16 protein-coding genes and 1 pseudogene are annotated in these 16,348 nt (G+C 41.4%); 7 read left to right on the top strand and 10 right to left on the bottom strand.

Annotated features, from left to right (window positions below; translation table 11 throughout):
- Positions 1-183 precede the first annotated feature (183 nt).
- Complete coding sequence (locus MHH61_RS12460) at positions 184-1,263, top strand: DUF3900 domain-containing protein (protein WP_024426661.1); 1,080 nt, start codon at positions 184-186, stop codon at positions 1,261-1,263.
- Between the two features lie 63 nt (positions 1,264-1,326).
- Here the strand turns inward: MHH61_RS12460 and MHH61_RS12455 are convergent, their stop codons facing one another.
- Positions 1,327-2,529 carry an MFS transporter gene (locus MHH61_RS12455; RefSeq protein WP_125587235.1) on the bottom strand — a complete coding sequence of 401 codons (1,203 nt, stop codon included), beginning with the start codon at positions 2,527-2,529 and terminating at the stop codon, positions 1,327-1,329.
- Positions 2,530-2,632: 103 nt separating this feature from the next.
- Here MHH61_RS12455 and MHH61_RS12450 point away from each other — a divergent pair, with 103 nt between their 5' ends.
- Entirely contained in the window at positions 2,633-3,541 is a 909-nt protein-coding gene (locus MHH61_RS12450; protein WP_125587234.1) for a LysR family transcriptional regulator, read from the top strand.
- A 36-nt stretch (positions 3,542-3,577) separates the two neighbouring features.
- Here MHH61_RS12450 and MHH61_RS12445 read toward each other — a convergent pair whose 3' ends face one another.
- On the bottom strand, positions 3,578-4,057 hold the full coding sequence (locus MHH61_RS12445; protein WP_024424568.1) for an aminoacyl-tRNA deacylase: 480 nt from the start codon (positions 4,055-4,057) through the stop codon (positions 3,578-3,580).
- A 145-nt stretch (positions 4,058-4,202) separates the two neighbouring features.
- On the opposite strand from MHH61_RS12445, the gene MHH61_RS12440 reads away from it, so the two are divergent.
- Positions 4,203-5,402 (top strand): MFS transporter, encoded by a 1,200-nt coding sequence (locus tag MHH61_RS12440; RefSeq protein WP_125587233.1) that lies wholly within the window; start codon positions 4,203-4,205, stop codon positions 5,400-5,402.
- Positions 5,403-5,419: 17 nt separating this feature from the next.
- On the opposite strand, the gene MHH61_RS12435 is transcribed toward MHH61_RS12440, so the two are convergent.
- Positions 5,420-6,151 (bottom strand): MurR/RpiR family transcriptional regulator, encoded by a 732-nt coding sequence (locus MHH61_RS12435; protein ID WP_024424566.1) that lies wholly within the window; start codon positions 6,149-6,151, stop codon positions 5,420-5,422.
- Between the two features lie 199 nt (positions 6,152-6,350).
- On the opposite strand from MHH61_RS12435, the gene MHH61_RS12430 reads away from it, so the two are divergent.
- Positions 6,351-7,679, top strand: coding sequence for a 6-phospho-beta-glucosidase (locus MHH61_RS12430; protein WP_024424565.1), 1,329 nt, complete (start codon positions 6,351-6,353; stop codon positions 7,677-7,679).
- Between the two features lie 33 nt (positions 7,680-7,712).
- Here MHH61_RS12430 and MHH61_RS12425 read toward each other — a convergent pair whose 3' ends face one another.
- Entirely contained in the window at positions 7,713-8,360 is a 648-nt protein-coding gene (locus MHH61_RS12425) for a DUF3885 domain-containing protein (RefSeq protein WP_034623082.1), read from the bottom strand.
- 113 nt (positions 8,361-8,473) lie between these two features.
- Between MHH61_RS12425 and MHH61_RS12420 the strand changes: the two genes are divergently transcribed.
- Positions 8,474-8,674: a hypothetical protein gene (locus MHH61_RS12420; protein WP_125587232.1), complete on the top strand. Its 201-nt coding sequence runs from the start codon at positions 8,474-8,476 to the stop codon at positions 8,672-8,674.
- 10 nt (positions 8,675-8,684) lie between these two features.
- Here the strand turns inward: MHH61_RS12420 and MHH61_RS12415 are convergent, their stop codons facing one another.
- A complete protein-coding gene (locus tag MHH61_RS12415; protein ID WP_125587231.1) occupies positions 8,685-9,596 on the bottom strand; it encodes an NAD(P)/FAD-dependent oxidoreductase in 912 nt (303 codons plus the stop codon).
- Between the two features lie 65 nt (positions 9,597-9,661).
- Positions 9,662-10,099 (bottom strand): Rrf2 family transcriptional regulator, encoded by a 438-nt coding sequence (locus MHH61_RS12410; RefSeq protein WP_125587230.1) that lies wholly within the window; start codon positions 10,097-10,099, stop codon positions 9,662-9,664.
- A 183-nt stretch (positions 10,100-10,282) separates the two neighbouring features.
- Between MHH61_RS12410 and MHH61_RS12405 the strand changes: the two genes are divergently transcribed.
- The gene (locus MHH61_RS12405) at positions 10,283-10,654 is read left to right on the top strand and encodes a hypothetical protein (protein WP_024426669.1); all 372 of its coding nucleotides are present in this window, start codon (positions 10,283-10,285) and stop codon (positions 10,652-10,654) included.
- Positions 10,655-10,758: 104 nt separating this feature from the next.
- Here MHH61_RS12405 and MHH61_RS12400 read toward each other — a convergent pair whose 3' ends face one another.
- Positions 10,759-12,084, bottom strand: coding sequence for a 6-phospho-alpha-glucosidase (locus MHH61_RS12400; RefSeq protein WP_125587229.1), 1,326 nt, complete (start codon positions 12,082-12,084; stop codon positions 10,759-10,761).
- 17 nt (positions 12,085-12,101) lie between these two features.
- Positions 12,102-13,691, bottom strand: coding sequence for an alpha-glucoside-specific PTS transporter subunit IIBC (locus tag MHH61_RS12395; protein ID WP_125587228.1), 1,590 nt, complete (start codon positions 13,689-13,691; stop codon positions 12,102-12,104).
- A 148-nt stretch (positions 13,692-13,839) separates the two neighbouring features.
- Here MHH61_RS12395 and MHH61_RS12390 point away from each other — a divergent pair, with 148 nt between their 5' ends.
- The gene (locus MHH61_RS12390; RefSeq protein ID WP_125587227.1) at positions 13,840-14,604 is read left to right on the top strand and encodes a MurR/RpiR family transcriptional regulator; all 765 of its coding nucleotides are present in this window, start codon (positions 13,840-13,842) and stop codon (positions 14,602-14,604) included.
- Positions 14,605-14,747: 143 nt separating this feature from the next.
- Here the strand turns inward: MHH61_RS12390 and MHH61_RS12385 are convergent.
- Both MHH61_RS12385 and MHH61_RS12380 read right to left on the bottom strand, forming a co-directional pair.
- Positions 14,748-15,197 (bottom strand): annotated as a pseudogene (locus MHH61_RS12385) (SMI1/KNR4 family protein); the annotation flags it as partial.
- Positions 15,198-15,317: 120 nt separating this feature from the next.
- On the bottom strand, positions 15,318-16,280 hold the full coding sequence (locus tag MHH61_RS12380; RefSeq protein WP_125587226.1) for a tRNA-dihydrouridine synthase: 963 nt from the start codon (positions 16,278-16,280) through the stop codon (positions 15,318-15,320).
- Positions 16,281-16,348: the final 68 nt, after the last annotated feature.

Below are 16,348 nucleotides of genomic sequence, written 5' to 3'. Positions count from 1 at the left end.
TGAAGGAACTGGCAGGTTCCTTCTTTTCTTTTACCATTCTATCAAGAATGATAATTATTATCAAGTGTTTTTCAATAAACATTTCTCGGGAAATAATGACACGATATTTCTCCATTCGTTGACGATTTTCACTCCTTTTTCTATACTCAACATATCCGAAGAAGAAAAAGTGGTGACCAATCAATGGATTTTACGATACGTTTTCTATCATTCTTTGTCGTGGAAATCGAAGGCAAAGATGAACAAGCAAATAAACGATTTAAACATTATCAAACACTAGATCAAGAAGAATTTGAACAAAGTGAGCTGAAGGACTTTTTAGACGGTGAACTGAAAAAAATCGTCAAACGAAAAGTGGACCGACACCCTAAATCTGAACAAGTACCGACCAAAATTGGCCGATTTATTGTAGAACCCGGTCATGAGCTCGATTCAAACCCAAACTACAACCTATTTCATCAAACGAGATTTGCAGATACAAAAGAATTGTTTAATGAATGCAGTGAACAGTTTGTTCGCACATATTTAGATACAAGTGCTGTCAGAGGCGGCGTTTTTTTAGTTGCTTCTGCTGTTCCTAAAAAGTATTTCGATGATTCCTTTGTCTTTATTATGAAATGCGATTTCGAACAAAAAGTGGCTTCTATCGCTGATACATCTACCTTGATTAGAAAAGTCGAAATGGCTATTACGACAAAAAACATGAAATCGATTCAATACCCGTTTATGCCAGAAGAGGGAATGACTGAAGAAGCTGAAGTGAAAATTCACCAATCTTCACACGCTCGTTATTTTGAAGACTTTTTGAAGTTCGTCGAATACGGTGAATCCATGCCTGAAATCATGAAATCACAGGTTATGAATATGGTACAGGAACAGGTTTTTGAAACATTACAGGATGAAAGTGAAGAATTAAAGCAGTTTGAAGAGGATCTTGAAATATGGGAAGCGAGTGAAAAGCGAGAAATTAGAGAAACACTCGATACAGAACAGGTCACACAAGCGGCCTCCCATATTGTTGAACAAACTCCTGATATCACAATGAAAATGCGTCTAGGCGAAACGGAAATCAAAGGTCTTCTAGCAGACTTTGGCCACTCGATCCATATTGCAAAGCTCAACAATCGATATGTCGTGCTCGTTGAAGCAGATCAAATCGTCTTCGAAAAAGGAAGCACACCTGTTGAGTTTCATAAACCAAATGGGTTAAAAGAGGTGGTCAGCCAGCTGACGCAAAAAGCCTATGATTCAGATCTAGAATAAAAAAACACGACTGCCTCTTGCATTCAGCGCATGAGGCAGTTTCTTTGTATAACGCTTGATTTATTAAGCTGGATCAGAAGTAACATGCAGCTCCCTGCCTCTTGCCCACATGCTGACAAGCAATAAGCTTATGATGAGCATCAGCCAAAAGACGCTGCTTGATCCAAAAAACTGAATCATCGTATACCCGCACAAGGGTCCTAAAGCCGCTCCCATATCTTGAACAAAGGAATAGCTTGCGAGGAAGCGGTTTTTATCTGTTTGAGCAGACGCTTTTTGAAAAGCAAGCGTATCCGTTAATGTCGTTAAGATTGTTGAGAGCAGCTGGATCAAAAGCAGCATCACAAGAAACCAGCCGCTTACCTTCAGCATGACCGCTAGAAAACTGAGACCTCCAAATGAAAGAAACATCCAGCAAAGCGTTCGTTCCTTCATCACAAGCCCATCAAACCATCTGCCCGTTTTCGGTGCGACAAATGGTTCCCACCCCCATCTGAGCGCTTGAATGATTCCACTTAAAGCCGAAGCTCCGATGACAAAGCCGAACAGAGCAAATTCTCCATGACCGATCCTTGCTTCAATGACATGGCTGAGTGTTGATGCGAATAACCCTTGGATCACAAGTGCGATCAGCATTCCTGTCATTAATACTTTTACAACATCTCGTGCAAGCCACCTCTGTTTGATGACTTGATACACCTGCCCCTCTTCTCCCTTTTCAATCTCATCCAAAGAGACATAAAAAATAATTCCTAGTAATGTGAGTAAACCAAAAACAAGCGTCATGGACTGGAAGCCGATCAGGCTGGCAAATATTCCGCCAAATAACATGCCGAATAAACTGCCAAGCCGGTAAAGCCCATTATAAATGCCCGTATAATGCCCTTGAGAGCTTTCCTCCATCTCAGCAATTAATCTCATTCCACTCATACGCAATAACGTCCATGCCAGCCCCCAAGCGCAGCGGCAAATCAGCAGCAGCCAAAAACCGCTCACACCATAAAGCACTGTGGTCACGGACGCAATCAAAATAGCGATCAATACACCAGTCTTCATTGGGACAAACCGATAAAGCCACCAAACGACAGGTGTTAGCGGGATGCGGATGAATCGGTTAATGGACAGCAGCAGCCCGACCTCCCAAATAGATGATAAACCAACCTCTTTCCAATAGATCGGAAGAACAATATAAAGCATTGAATCCCCAATCAGTGCAAATGCTGTGATAAGTGATATTGACACCACTTGCTTTTGACGATGATCCATTTTCCCTTCCCCCTTCGCTATCTTTACAATAAGGGATGCCTTATAATAAATCTAATGAATGTTTTTGATTAAACCATCAAAATAATTGATAGGTGGTGCAAAGTTGAATTTACATGCCCTTCGGATTTTTGCAAAGGTCGCAGAGACAAAAAGCGTTACACAAACAGCAGACGTGCTATCTTTGACACAGCCAGCTGTGACGGCTCAGCTTAGAAGCATTGAAAGTGAGATCGGTTTCCGTCTTTTTAAACGAAATGGCAGAGGCATTACACTTACGGAAATGGGGAAAATTCTATACCCTTATGCCCGGCAAGTGTTCGAGGCTGAAAAAGAAGTAGAATATCAGATCACGCTTTTACAAAACGGAAAAAAGGGGCGGCTCCGCATCGCTTCTACCTATGTACCACTCAACTTTTTACTGCCAGATTGGCTTGCTGCTTTTAAAACATCTTCACCACAGACAGAAATTGAATTAAAAAGCGGCAACTCCGCTCAAGTTTTAGAGAGCCTGCTTCAATATGAATCAGATGTAGCCATCGCTGTGATCGAGGATTTGCACCATGAGGAGATTCTCACTTCTCATTTAACGAATTTAAGCTATGATTTTATTGTGCCGGCAGACCATCCGTTAAACGGAAAAACCGTCCCGCTGGAGCGCCTGAGTCAGGAGCCTTTTTTGATGCGTGAAGAAGGCAGTTCCACAAGAGATAAGCTCTTTTCTCTTTTTACCTCGAAAGGAATCAAAAAACCGACCGTTGATTTACAATTCAGCGGTGTTCATGAAGCGATTCAAATGATCAAAGCTGGATATGGCATCACACTTGTTCCCCGTGATGCGGTTCATGGCAGTCTCAAGCGGAAAGAAATTGGGCGCGTGTACATTGAAGGCATTGAGATCGTCAGACCGGTGGTTGTGTGCAAACGGGCGAATGATCTTGAAGAAAATAGAACCGTGGATGCCTTCCTGCAAATGAAAGGTATCGGTCCATTTACTACGCCTGCTGCCAATTAAAAAAGTGCCTGCTTCTGAAACAGGCACTTTTTTTCTCTATTCAGCTGGCTGCACGATGTCAAACGGTACAGCTTTTGAGGCTTTCACCAATTGTTCTGGGGTGATGAGGATTTCATTTCCCCATTCGCCTGCCCCAACACCTAATATTTCCTCTTCTAATAACGAAGCCTCAATAATGGTGCGGAATCCTTCTGGCTGCCAGCAAAACGGCGGAATCGAACCAATTCGATAGCCCGTCACTTCAAGAACCTTCTCTGGTGAAGCCATTTTAATATTACGAGAGCCGGCCGCTTTCTTAAGTTTCCCTGACTTAATATGCTGGTCAGCGCCAACCATCACAAGCAGCTGCTCCCCTTCTCCTGTTTCAAAAATCAATGTTTTAATCATTTGTCTTTCACGAAAACCAAGAGCTGCTGCTACATTTGCTGCTCCCTTTTCTGTTTCGGCAGAAAATGTTTTGATCTCATATGGAATGCCATGTTTGTCCAAAAAGTCATGTGCAGGTAATTTTTTCAATCGATTGAGCCCCTTTCCTTACAATGTCCTTCATTTAGCTTATCACAATCTTCTCATCCTTAAGATGTATTTTTCAATGAAAAACCTCTGGACACACCATCACCATGCTATACTGAACTTGTTTTTGAAAAGGAGCCGGTTTGATATGGGAAACAAGTTTTGGTGTTATACAAGCAGTAAAAGCCTTCTCATGCTGAGTGATATTTTATTTGTGATGACGATCACGTTTGTCATTTATCAAGATACACAATCTGTTGCCTATGCGGCTGTATTTCCGCTGATTAGAACAATATGCCAGCTATTGGCTGGGCTCTTCTCTCCTGTTTTAACCGATTACTTTCAAGCTGGCCGGCTATTGAAATGGGTCCCGCTTTTACGTCTTGGGATGCTCATCGTGTTTACAGCCCAATTTCATTTGTTTCAGCAGCATATGGTCTGGTTGTTTAGTGCGCTTATTTTGATTTCCCTCACAGGCGGGTTCATCAGTCCTTTAATGCAGGCCATCATGCCGATGCTTGTACCAGCAAATCAGCTTGTGAAAGCAAACAGTACAGCCTCCATTTTTCATCAAATGGTTCAAATCGCCGGTTATTCGTTCACTGGAATGCTCGTCCTATGGATCGGGCCGTTTTATTTAATGTGGATAACCTGTGTCATGATTGTGTTGTCTTATCTATTATTCATCCCTGTTTTTCCTCTTCTCAAGCAAGAAGAGACGGTTCGAAAAACAAATAAGATGAACAGCTTCAAAGATGGCTGGACGATCATTTGGAGAAATAAAACGGTGCGCACCCTGACCTTTATGGATGTTTGTGAAAATATTGCGGGTGCTGTGTGGATCGGGGCGATTACGCTTGCCTTTGTCACCCATGATTTAAAGCAAGGTGAGGAATGGTGGGGATTTATCAATGCCGCTTATTATACAGGTGCCATCATAGGCGGGCTCTTAGCTGCATGGATGAGTCAGTTTATTCAAAAACAGCTTCTCCTCTATATGGCAGCTGGTTCATTCATTTATGCAGTGCTGACCATTGTCTATTCACTGAACAGCCTGCCGTGGCTTGCTTTGGTGCTTTGTATTTTGATGGGGCCTGCCTACCAAATCCGAGATGTTTCGCAGCAAACCATTCTTCAAACGGAAACGCCAGTACATGACTTATCAAAGGTGTATTCGGCTCACTACGTCCTTTCTTCAGTATCGGTCGGTTTATCTATTTTCTTTGTTGGATTGATTGCAGATGTATACGGGGCGAGGTCTGTGTATTTACTGGGCGGTCTATTTGTGCTCGTTTGTTCCGGCATTGCCATCCTTGCTTTTATGAAGCAGAAAAAAGAGAGCAGCTGATGTATGCAGCGGCTCTTTTACTTTTCTTTTAACATCGCAAACATGTCACGGGCCATGGCTTCTAAAATATACACAACTGGCGTCTGTGTGGTGATATTGGCTCTGTGGACCCGCTCATCTGTGACGTAGTAGGCAATATTTAAATCTGAAATGCGTGAAATCGTGCAGTGCTGGTTATTCGTAATACTAATGATCTTGCTGCCTTCTCTTTTTAACTTCGAAATATGATCAATTGTAATACTGTTCTCCCCTGATACAGACAGCACAATGGTGACACTATTGTCTAAATACTGCATATTCATCGGAAAAAACGGATCATTGATGTAAAATGAAAATTTCTCAAGACTTGAAAAGTACCTCGCCCCATACTGCGCCAAAATGCCAGAACTGCCAGTTCCGATAAACAGCACATTTTTTGCCTCAGCAATGAGCTTCGCGGCCTCCTTAATTTTCCCCTCAAAGTCTCCCTTCAATGTTCGTTCAATAAATTCATATAGAAAGTGCTGTGTGCTTTTTAAAGAAGGTGTCTGCTCTGATTCTAAATACATTTTGAGCTTCACTTTAAACTCTGAAAAGCCTTCACAATTTACTTTTCGGCAAAAGCGAAGGACAGACGAGGTGGAAATATGTGCAGCATCTGCAAGATCTCGAATTCTCATGTACACGACCTTTTCACTGTTTTCCATGATATATCGGTATAAAGCGCTTTCTAGTTCATTAAAGCTGGAAATGACCTCACTTGAAAACATCTGACTTCCCCTTTCTCCAACTACATGTCACAATGTGTTTCTTTTATGTAACAAATCTCTAAATAGGGCACCCTTGCCTAAAGACGCTGAAGTCATTTACGCACATGATGCTCTCACGATAAGCTATAGATGTACAAACAAGAAAAAAGACTTTTCTCTATTATAACATTGCGCGTTACATTATTCGGAGGTGCAGAACATGGCAAAAGGATTAAAGGTTGTTACAATTGGCGGAGGATCAAGCTATACACCAGAGCTTGTAGAAGGATTTATTAAACGATACGATGAATTTCCGATTAGCGAGCTTTGGCTCGTTGATATTGAAGCGGGAAAAGAAAAACTTGAGATCGTCGGAAATCTTGCAAAACGCATGGTCAAAAAAGCAGGGCTCCCAATCGAGGTTCATTTAACATTAGATCGCAGGAAAGCTCTTGTAGATGCTGATTTTGTCACAACACAATTCCGTGTCGGACTTCTTGAAGCACGTATGAAGGATGAACGCATTCCTTTAAAATATGATGTCATTGGTCAAGAAACAAATGGTCCAGGAGGTCTATTCAAAGGACTTCGCACCATTCCTGTCATTCTTGATATTGTCAAAGATATTGAAGAGCTTTGCCCGAATGCATGGCTTGTGAATTTCACAAATCCAGCTGGTATGGTCACTGAAGCCGTTCTTCGTTATTCAAACCATCGTAAAGTCGTTGGTTTATGTAACGTGCCGATCGGCATTCGCATGGGAATCGCCAAAGGGCTTGGTGTCGATGCAAGCAGAGTCGAAGTCAGCTTTGCTGGATTAAACCATATGGTCTTTGGACTCAATGTATTCTTAGATGGCAAAAGCATCATGGATCAAGTCATCGAAGACATGGCTGATCCAAACTCCAGCATGTCGATGAACAACATTCAAGCGATTCCGTGGGATGCTGATTTCTTAAAAGGGCTTGGCGTCATTCCTTGTCCGTATCACCGTTACTACTACAAAACAAGTGATATGCTGGCTGAGGAAAAGAAAGCAGCAGCAAATGAAGGAACACGTGCTGAAGTCGTTCGCGCATTAGAAAATGATTTGTTCGAGCTTTACAAAGACCCTGATCTCGACATCAAGCCGCCACAGCTTGAAAAACGAGGCGGTGCCTACTACAGTGATGCGGCTTGTAACTTGATTGCATCCATTTATAACGACAAGCATGACATTCAGCCTGTAAACACCATTAATAACGGGGCTATTAGTGACATTCCAAATGATTCTGCGGTTGAACTCAACTGTGTGATCACAAAAGACGGTCCTAAACCAATCGCTGTTGGTGAAATGCCGGTCGCTGTCAAAGGACTTATTTCTCAAATTAAATCCTTTGAACGTGTAGCTGCTGAAGCAGCCGTGACAGGCGATTACAACACAGCACTTGTCGCAATGACCATCAACCCGCTTGTTCCATCAGATGCCATTGCAAAAAGCATCCTAGATGAAATGCTAGAAGCACACAAAGAATATTTGCCACAGTTCTTCAATAAAGTAGAAGCATAAAAAGAAGCCGCACTTGTCGAAAGTGCGGTTTTTTTATTTGGCTGCAAACAGCCGGTCCATCTTAGGACGATCATAGTCTAATAGCCAGTGCTGTAAGCCTTCATAGACTGGACGTAGACGCTCAGCATCTGCCGCAATGAGATCACAGCCTCGATCATCATATAAGTGAAAAATCATTTTTTTTGAGAGATTCATTAAGTAAATTTCATACCCCAGTTTTCCCTTCAAGATTTGATTCGGTGCATAGAAGTCCTCCTGACACATCGCATGGAGAAGCGGACGCAATCGAATGTCTTGCAGCTGGCATTTGAGTGTAAATCTCTCTAATGTCAGTGAATCTTCTACTTCTGGACGTACATAGGTCAAAAGCTCGTGGCGCAATCTGTTCCTCACTTGCCGATGCACATATTTTTGATAGACAAGGAGCTTACGCTTCGTTAATTCATGTTCATGATCTGTATACACATCCGTCACAAGCAGCATCTCGTCTTCTGGATCAAAAACATATTTCACAATCTCTAAAGCACGATCTCCCGCTTTTTCTAATACAATCGATTCTTTTCCTAATGACCAATCTGCCACTTCAAACCGAAGTCCAATAGGCCACTCATAAAAAAGAGGCGGCGTGAGGATAAGATGAGGAAAATGATTTTTTAGAAACATATTTGTTTGATCACTCATTTGCTTTCCTTTCACTCGTTTTATTTTTCATTTTACCGTTGAAACATACAGGAAAACAATTGGAAATTAACTGTCATTTCTTATATGATAGAAAGAGATGGAGGTGTGACCAATTGAAAAAATGGTTTTTACAAGTGTTCCTTACAGCACTGATCACCATGTGGATACAGGCTGGACTTGATCAGGCGAACGTCATTCAGATCACCAATGTATGGGTCGATGTCAGCAGCTGGATCCTGATCTTCTTTGTCATCTACGCACTTTTTGAATGGACAGCTCACGTCTTAGCAAAACGGAAAACCGCTCTCCGCTGAACATCTCTTTTCATAGAGATGTTTTTTCTTGAAACTCTTCTTGCACAAGTTCATGAATGACACCCATTCCTGCCTGGCTTCCAGCAGCTGCTGCGAGAACTAACTGAGCAGGACCGCCTAGATTATCACCACATGCAAAGACACCACTGACGGTTGTACGTCCAAGGATATCTGTTTCAATACCCGTATTCTTCGTCATTTGACAGCCAAGCTTTTCGGCAAATGGGGCTGACTGCTTGAATTCACTTGCGACAAAACCGCCTTCCCTTTTCACTGTCTCCCCATTTGCAAGCTGGAGAGAGCGCAGCTGCCCATTGTCATGACCAATCGACACAATTGGCACATCAATGACTTGAATAGAATGTGCCGTCAGAAGTACCTTGTCCTCTTCAGCCAACACGTGCCCATTCGTAAACACGATCAAATCCTTTGTCCAATTGGAAAGAAGCTTAGCCATATGCAGGGCTCGCTGATTCTCTGCAATGAGGGCAAGTGCTTTGTCCTTTAATTCCCATCCATCACAGAAAGGACAGCTAAACAACGTTTTTCCGTACACATCATGAATTCCTTCGATCTCTGGCAGTATATCCTGAAGACCTGTTGCCAAAATGATTTTTTTCGCTTCGAATCTATCCCCCTCGTGTGTTAGTAACGTAAATCTTTCCTCTTTCTTTTGTATATCAACAATTCGACTTCGTTTGATTTTGATATTAGGGTATTTTTGAAGATCTGCCTCTCCCGCTCGTCTGATCTCAAACGGTGTCATTCCATCGTTTGTAATAAATCCATGTGATTCCTGCGTCACTCGATTTCTTGGCAGCTCATCATCAAATACAATGACCTGCTTTCTGCCTCTCCCTACAACAAGTGCTGCACTTAATCCGGCTGGCCCGCCTCCGATAATGGCACAATCTAATAACATATCAATCTCTCCTTTTCCATTCAAGACTTTAAAGACTTTTAATATCTATAATTAGTTCAAAAAAATCACATGCTGAAAAATGGATTTTTTTCTGTCTGTTCAATTTGGCTCGCAATATCAATTAACCGTTTTTGACTTAATGTCTCCTGCATTTTCGTTTCCACATCCTGCATAACTTGTTCAATCAAACAGCCATCATGAGGCATAAAGGAGTCATGCTCTAAGGAACAGCGAAATAAATTCGTTTGTCCTTCTACAGCCTGAATGACATCTAAAAACGAAATGTCTTCCTTTCGTTTGATAAGGGTATAACCTCCCTTTGCACCAGGAGTTGATTCAATCAATCCCGCCTTCACAAGCTTTGTTAAAATTTTGGATAAATAAGTTGGTGAAAGGTCTTGCATCTTAGCAAGAGGCTCAACGCCAATCGCTTTACCCTTTGGCGCAAGAGTTAAAAACACCATCGTATGCAGCGCATAGTTGGTTGCTTTAGAATATTTCATAAGGAAACTCCTTTCTATCTATTATAGACCTTTTATATCTGTAATTGATCATAGATGATTCAAGAGAAAAAAGCAAGAGTTGTGAATCTGCTCACTTTTCATTCCACATTTCACATTTCCTTCCGATAATAGAAGTAAGCACGAAATAAAGTTTTGATTGAGAACGAGAAGGAGTGAATAAAAATGTCAGATCAACAGCACAATGCAGCACACGAAGAAGAAGAGGAATTTAACGTATACGACATGCTTCCGCCCGCAGGTACAATCATCGGAGAAGCAACAGAAGAAGAAATGGATGCCGCAGCAGCACTTGAAGTGAGACATGTCGCGTTCATGCGTCTTCAAGATATGTTCATTCAATTTGATGGCTCGTCTTACAAAGACTTATTAAAAGACTTTCAAGAATTCGAAATGGATTCCACAAAATTCTGGAGAGCCATTGCTAGACGTCTTCAAATTCCGTACGAATGGCCAATCCGAATCGACCACGCAAACGGCCCTATTTATATTGGTGAAACAGAGGATAGCCGTGAGGTTGAGGAGAGCGCAGAGTAAGGAATGGCGGCCCCCTTTTGGTAAGGAGGCTTTTTACAATACATCGGTTGAAAAAACAAATAAGCAATATGAGCGCTGTCACGCCCATATTGCTTATTCTCGTGTTATGTTAACTCTGGCCAAAATGCTTGATTTACCACAATTAAGTCGTCTAAAATATCTTTTGCTACTTTAGCACTCGGCACCGTTTTCGATAATGTGATGGCCTGCCATAATTTTTGATAGGACCCTTCTTCAAATGCTTCTACTACTAGTTTTTCTACGCCAACTTGCTGCTCCATAAGACTTTTTTGAAATCTAGGAATCTCTCCAACTACTAATTTTTCTGGACCATTGCTGCCAACAATACAAGGAATTTCGACCATGGCTGTTGGATCAAAGTTCCTAATAGCGCCATTGTTCTCTACGATCATCAGCATCCGTTCCTTTTTATTAAAAGCAATGGCTCGTGCCAAATCAACGATATAGGAAGCGTGTTCATCAATGGTCAGCTTTGTTTCCTTTGCAGTTCCTTTATCAATGATGGCCTGACATTCACTAAAAACAAAAGCTTCCCGCCCCTCCATCACTTCATTGGCACGCGTGAACTCGATATTTGAATGTGCCACTTCTTCATCTGGAAATAGATAGTATTTCAAATACGTATTCGGTACCGTTTTTGGATCAAGCGCTTGAATATCTTTGGCCTTTTTTAATGTGCTGTTCCAGCTCTTCTGCTGTTCTAGCTCAGATGTTCCATCTGTTGCATAACCATGCTGGCTTACATGCTTAATCACCTCAGGCATTAAGCTATTTCCTGCTTTATCTCGAATATCTGTCCACCAGCCAAAATGATTCAAACCATAGTAATCGACTTCTAGTTCTTTCCGCGAAGATAAGCCTAAATTTTTTGCAATTAATTCTTCAATGCCAATTGGCATATCGCATATGTTTAAAATTTTGGCATTCGGTCTTAGCTTACGTGTTGCCTCTGCGACTATCGCTGCAGGGTTCGAATAGTTTAACATCCAAGCTTCAGGTGAGTATTTTTCCATATAATCGACAAGTTCTAATACACCTGGAATGGACCGCATTCCGTAAGCTATCCCGCCTGGGCCGCATGTTTCCTGTCCGACGACTCCATGCTTCAATGGAATTTTCTCATCTAATTCTCGCATTGCATATTTCCCGACACGAATATGTGCCATCACAAAATCGACTTGAGTAAAGGCTTCTTCTGGATCCGTGCTTGCCAGTAATCGCACTTCTGGTGCTCGTTCTTTTAACATAATCTCACATGCATCTGCAATCGTCTTTTGTCTAGCTTCATCATTATCATAGAGTTTAATTGTATGAATTGGGAACTCATCTAGATAGTCTAACAGCATCAAAATGATCCCCGGTGTAAATGTACTTCCGCCTCCAGCGATGGTAATATTAAATTTTTTCATCATATCCAGCTCCTTTTTCAATCTAATGAAAGTTTTGTCTCAAAGGACTCTCTTACTTGCGGTACACTTAAGCCAACAATGATTTGAATGCTTTGACCACTCTTCGCCATGCCGTGGGCCAGTTTATTTTTTGTAAAGTAGTCCCTATCTTTCACCAAGCCAGGGTCAATCACTGTAATACGCAGACGTGTGGCACAGTTTGTCACATCTTTAATGTTTTCTTTACCGCCAAGGCCTTCTAAGAAATACACGGCTTTCTCTTCATACTCAGACGCATAAACGGGCGCTTCCTTTTGCTCATGACCTTTTTTATGAGCATTCTCATAATCCTGTTTTGTATATAGCCTCGTCTCCTCCTCATGTTTTCGTCCTGGTAATGGAATATCGAATTTCACAATCATCCATCTAAATATGACAAAATACACGGCTGTAAAAAGAAGTCCAATCATCGCTTGGATCAGATAAGTCCCTCCATGATTTGAAGAGAGCGGAATCCAATTCAATGCAGCTATTTCAATAAGCCCGGAACCCATCATTCCGACAACACCAAACATATTCATGATTGTCACCATGGTCGCACCAAGAAGTGCATGTATCACAAATAAATAAGGCGCGAGGAATAGGAATGTAAATTCAAGCGGTTCTGTAATTCCGGCAAATACCGCTGTTAATGTGGCGGGTAATACCAATGCCAAAACCTTTTTTCTGTTTTCTTTCGGTGTAGAAAAATACATGGCTAAAGCTATCCCTAAACAGCCAAACATCTTAATATTCCCATGCAATAAAAATCCGTATGGATAAAGATCCTTCAAATCGGAAGTGGAGGACGCAAATTCATTTAAGTGAGCAATCCAATATGGTTTTAATCCCCCATTTACAGCCGCTGGACCAAACTCAAAAGGTGTATAAATAAAATGGTGAAGTCCTGTTGGAATTAACACCCTTTCCAAGAAATGAAACAGCCAGACACCAATATAACCAGACTGTGCCATGAACCCTTGGAGAGATTGAATCCCCTGCTGAACATAGGGCCATACAAAAGCAACGATAAAAGCAATAGGAATCATCACAAAGAATCCGATGATGACAACAAATACAAGCCCCTGGAAAATCCCAAGCATTTCAGGCAGCTTTTGATCATAAAAACGATTATGGATCCAAATGACGATTCCAGATATCATCACCGCACCAATGATACTTGTATCCAGCGTAGGTATACCCGCAATTTCTTTTACACCCGCTACGTTCTCGACACCTTGCGATAAATCAACGCCAAAAGTAGACGGCCAAAGTGTCAAAATAGCATGAATATAATTGTTAAATACAAGATAAATCATCAAAGCTGCGAGCGTCGCACGTGCTTGCGCTTTTTTTGCAAGTGAGATGGGCAATCCAATCACAAAGGCTAATTCCATATGATTGAAAATCGTCCATCCCCCGCTTTCAATCAGTGACCACACCTTGTACCACATCGTACCTTCTCCAGCCATTTCCCCCATAATCGCTGGATTCTTACATAAAGTCGCGAGGCCGACAACAATACCAAAAAACGCGAATAAAAGTACAGGAACTACCATAGCACTGCCAAACCGCTTGATTGCATTCATAAGCATAACCCCTTTGCTTGATCCATAACATCACTTTAAAGGTAGCGCTTACAAAAACCAATAGGTTTGACGTATTTAGAAATCAAGTTGTAACATTAGATTATATTTTCACAGGAAGAAAATATTTTCATGTTGGAGGGCACATCGCATGATACTGGACAAGCTGGTTAATAAACACTTCGAAGATTTAAACAAGAATGACCTGCACATTATTAAAACGATCCATGATCATCTTGAAGAAATGAAGACAATGAAAATTCAGGACCTTGCCCGTTATGCTCATACTTCCATCTCATCCATCCATCGGCTTGCTAAGAAAATAGGGTTCGACGGCTACAGTGACTTAAAGTCTTATGTGAAATTAAATGCTTTCACTGAAGAGACCACACAGGATTTAATGCAGCTGCTTGATCAAGACATCCGGCAGACAAGAAAATATATGGAGCAGCTGGACTTTCATCAATTAAATCAACTGATTGATCGTGCACCGTATATTTATATTTATGGGACAGGCACTGCACAGCTTGATTTAGCAAATGATATACAGCGGCAGCTATGGTCACTGCATAAGAAATCTCAAGTATTACGAAGCAAGCGGGACTTAACAGATGGAATCATTGAATTTGGTGAGGATGACCTTTTATTTATCATTTCTTTATCGGGTGAATCGAAGAATTTAGATGAAATCATTCAATTGGTGAAAACAAGACATATCAAATTTATCAGCATGACCACATTAAGGAATAACCTCCTTGCACAAAATGCCATGTTTAACATCTATGTAAGCAGCACCCCGTTTCACTTATATAACAAAGTGGACAACTCCAGCTTTCTGCCATTTTACATTGTGGCAGATATTATCGTCAGAAAATTTAGTGAGTGGAAAGTGAACCAATTGAATAATAAGACTTAAACATAACAGATACAGTTTTGGAGAGAGATTCAATGTTGCTTCGCAAAAAAAGAGAGACTCTTTTGTCTCTCTCAAAAAATACTGTATAACAACGGTTTTAATGAAATATATCTACTTGCGGCTGTCTTTTCCTATTCATGCTATTCAGCGGTATAATGCCCAGCAAGCAGTTCATCAAACGAATCCGCTAATTTGAAATCCGTCTCATCTTCTAGATCAAAGTAGTGAATCGGCGGATGCTCCTTTGTTTCTCTGTAATCCAATGCAATCCACGTATGACCATCCCCACAAATAAGCACAAGTCCCTCAGGCAATTCCCATTCTTCTATTAAATAATCACTATCCATAATGCCTTCATTCTTGGCAATTCCTCTTAAATGATCAAATGACACATGATCCTCTGCCCATCCATTCGGCTGATCCGTTGGAAAAGCGTTATGCAGGGTATAACCGCCATTTTGTTCGAGGATCAGTTGCTTATATGTATCAGGCAGGATGACGCCTAGCTTCTTTTCCGCTTTTGCAATGCCTTTCTCATTGATTTTCTTAAATGTTTCTTCGCTTTCTCTATCTTTATCCCAAAATGGTTTCAAATAAAATACCTCCAATTGTTATTTCTATCTCATTTTACCATTTAAGATAACTAGTTTAATACTCCTATTTAATAAAAAAGAGAAGGGTTCCCCTCCTCCTCTTGTTGGTCATGATTGTTCTTAATTTCTCGCTTCAAATTCATCCAGCATGGCACGCACTTCATCTGTTGATGATGTGTTCATTAATTGATTTCTTAAGAAACTCGCTCCTCTGAATCCTTTTACATAAATCTTAAAGAAACGATGCAACGCCTTGAATGGACGCAAGCCTAATGAAGAATATTGATCATGAAGGTCAAGATGTAATCTTAAAAGACCAAGCAGTTCATCGCTTGTATGCTCCTTCGGCTCTTTTTCAAAAGCAAATGGGTTATGGAAAATTCCGCGCCCAATCATCACGCCGTCTACTCCATACTGTTCAGCGAGCTTTAAGCCTGTTTGACGATCAGGAATATCACCATTGATCGTCAAAAGAGTTTCAGGTGCTACTTCATCACGAAGTTTTTTGATCTCAGGAATGAGCTCCCAATGCGCATCCACCTGGCTCATTTCCTTTCTTGTGCGAAGATGGATTGATAAATTCACAATATCTTGCTCCAAAATATGTCTAAGCCACCCGCGCCATTCATCGACCTCAGTAAAACCAAGTCTTGTTTTCACACTGACAGGTAATCCCCCTGCTTTTGCCGCTTGAATCAGCTCTGCCGCAACGTCTGGACGAAGAATCAAGCCGCTGCCCTTTCCGTTTTGCGTGACATTCGGGACAGGACAGCCCATATTAATATCAAGCCCCTGAAATCCCATTTCCGCCATTCCAATGCTCATTTGTCTAAAGTTCTCAGGCTTGTCTCCCCAAATATGAGCAACAATCGGCTGCTCATCCTCTGTAAACGTTAAACGCCCCTTCACACTTTGAATGCCATCAGGATGGCAATAGCTCTCACTGTTCGTAAACTCTGTAAAAAACACATCCGGTCTCGCCGCCTCACTCACAACATGACGAAACACAACATCTGTCACTTCTTCCATTGGTGCTAATATAAAAAATGGCCGCGGTAAATCACGCCAGAAATTTTTACACATCTTTCATCCAATTCCTCTCATGACATAGCGCCTTAAAGGGCATGTCCTTCTGTAAATTCTTTCAGCAA

Origin of the sequence: Bacillus sp. FSL K6-3154, from assembly GCF_040869395.1 — a bacterium.
Taxonomy (GTDB): domain Bacteria; phylum Bacillota; class Bacilli; order Bacillales; family Bacillaceae; genus Bacillus; species Bacillus safensis.
This window is presented reverse-complemented; position numbering and strand designations above follow the sequence as displayed.

Excerpts from the sequence above, each read along its gene's own strand:
- MHH61_RS12380 (WP_125587226.1), bottom strand. The coding sequence starts at position 16,280 with ATGTGTAAAAATTTCTGGCGTGATTTACCGCGGCCATTTTTTATATTA.
- MHH61_RS12440 (WP_125587233.1), top strand. The coding sequence starts at position 4,203 with ATGGGAAACAAGTTTTGGTGTTATACAAGCAGTAAAAGCCTTCTCATG.
- MHH61_RS12430 (WP_024424565.1), top strand. The coding sequence starts at position 6,351 with ATGGCAAAAGGATTAAAGGTTGTTACAATTGGCGGAGGATCAAGCTAT.
- MHH61_RS12390 (WP_125587227.1), top strand. The coding sequence starts at position 13,840 with ATGATACTGGACAAGCTGGTTAATAAACACTTCGAAGATTTAAACAAG.
- MHH61_RS12425 (WP_034623082.1), bottom strand. The coding sequence starts at position 8,360 with ATGAGTGATCAAACAAATATGTTTCTAAAAAATCATTTTCCTCATCTT.
- MHH61_RS12455 (WP_125587235.1), bottom strand. The coding sequence starts at position 2,529 with ATGGATCATCGTCAAAAGCAAGTGGTGTCAATATCACTTATCACAGCA.
- MHH61_RS12410 (WP_125587230.1), bottom strand. The coding sequence starts at position 10,099 with ATGAAATATTCTAAAGCAACCAACTATGCGCTGCATACGATGGTGTTT.
- MHH61_RS12460 (WP_024426661.1), top strand. The coding sequence starts at position 184 with ATGGATTTTACGATACGTTTTCTATCATTCTTTGTCGTGGAAATCGAA.
- MHH61_RS12405 (WP_024426669.1), top strand. The coding sequence starts at position 10,283 with ATGTCAGATCAACAGCACAATGCAGCACACGAAGAAGAAGAGGAATTT.
- MHH61_RS12395 (WP_125587228.1), bottom strand. The coding sequence starts at position 13,691 with ATGAATGCAATCAAGCGGTTTGGCAGTGCTATGGTAGTTCCTGTACTT.
- MHH61_RS12400 (WP_125587229.1), bottom strand. The coding sequence starts at position 12,084 with ATGAAAAAATTTAATATTACCATCGCTGGAGGCGGAAGTACATTTACA.
- MHH61_RS12415 (WP_125587231.1), bottom strand. The coding sequence starts at position 9,596 with ATGTTATTAGATTGTGCCATTATCGGAGGCGGGCCAGCCGGATTAAGT.
- MHH61_RS12435 (WP_024424566.1), bottom strand. The coding sequence starts at position 6,151 with ATGTTTTCAAGTGAGGTCATTTCCAGCTTTAATGAACTAGAAAGCGCT.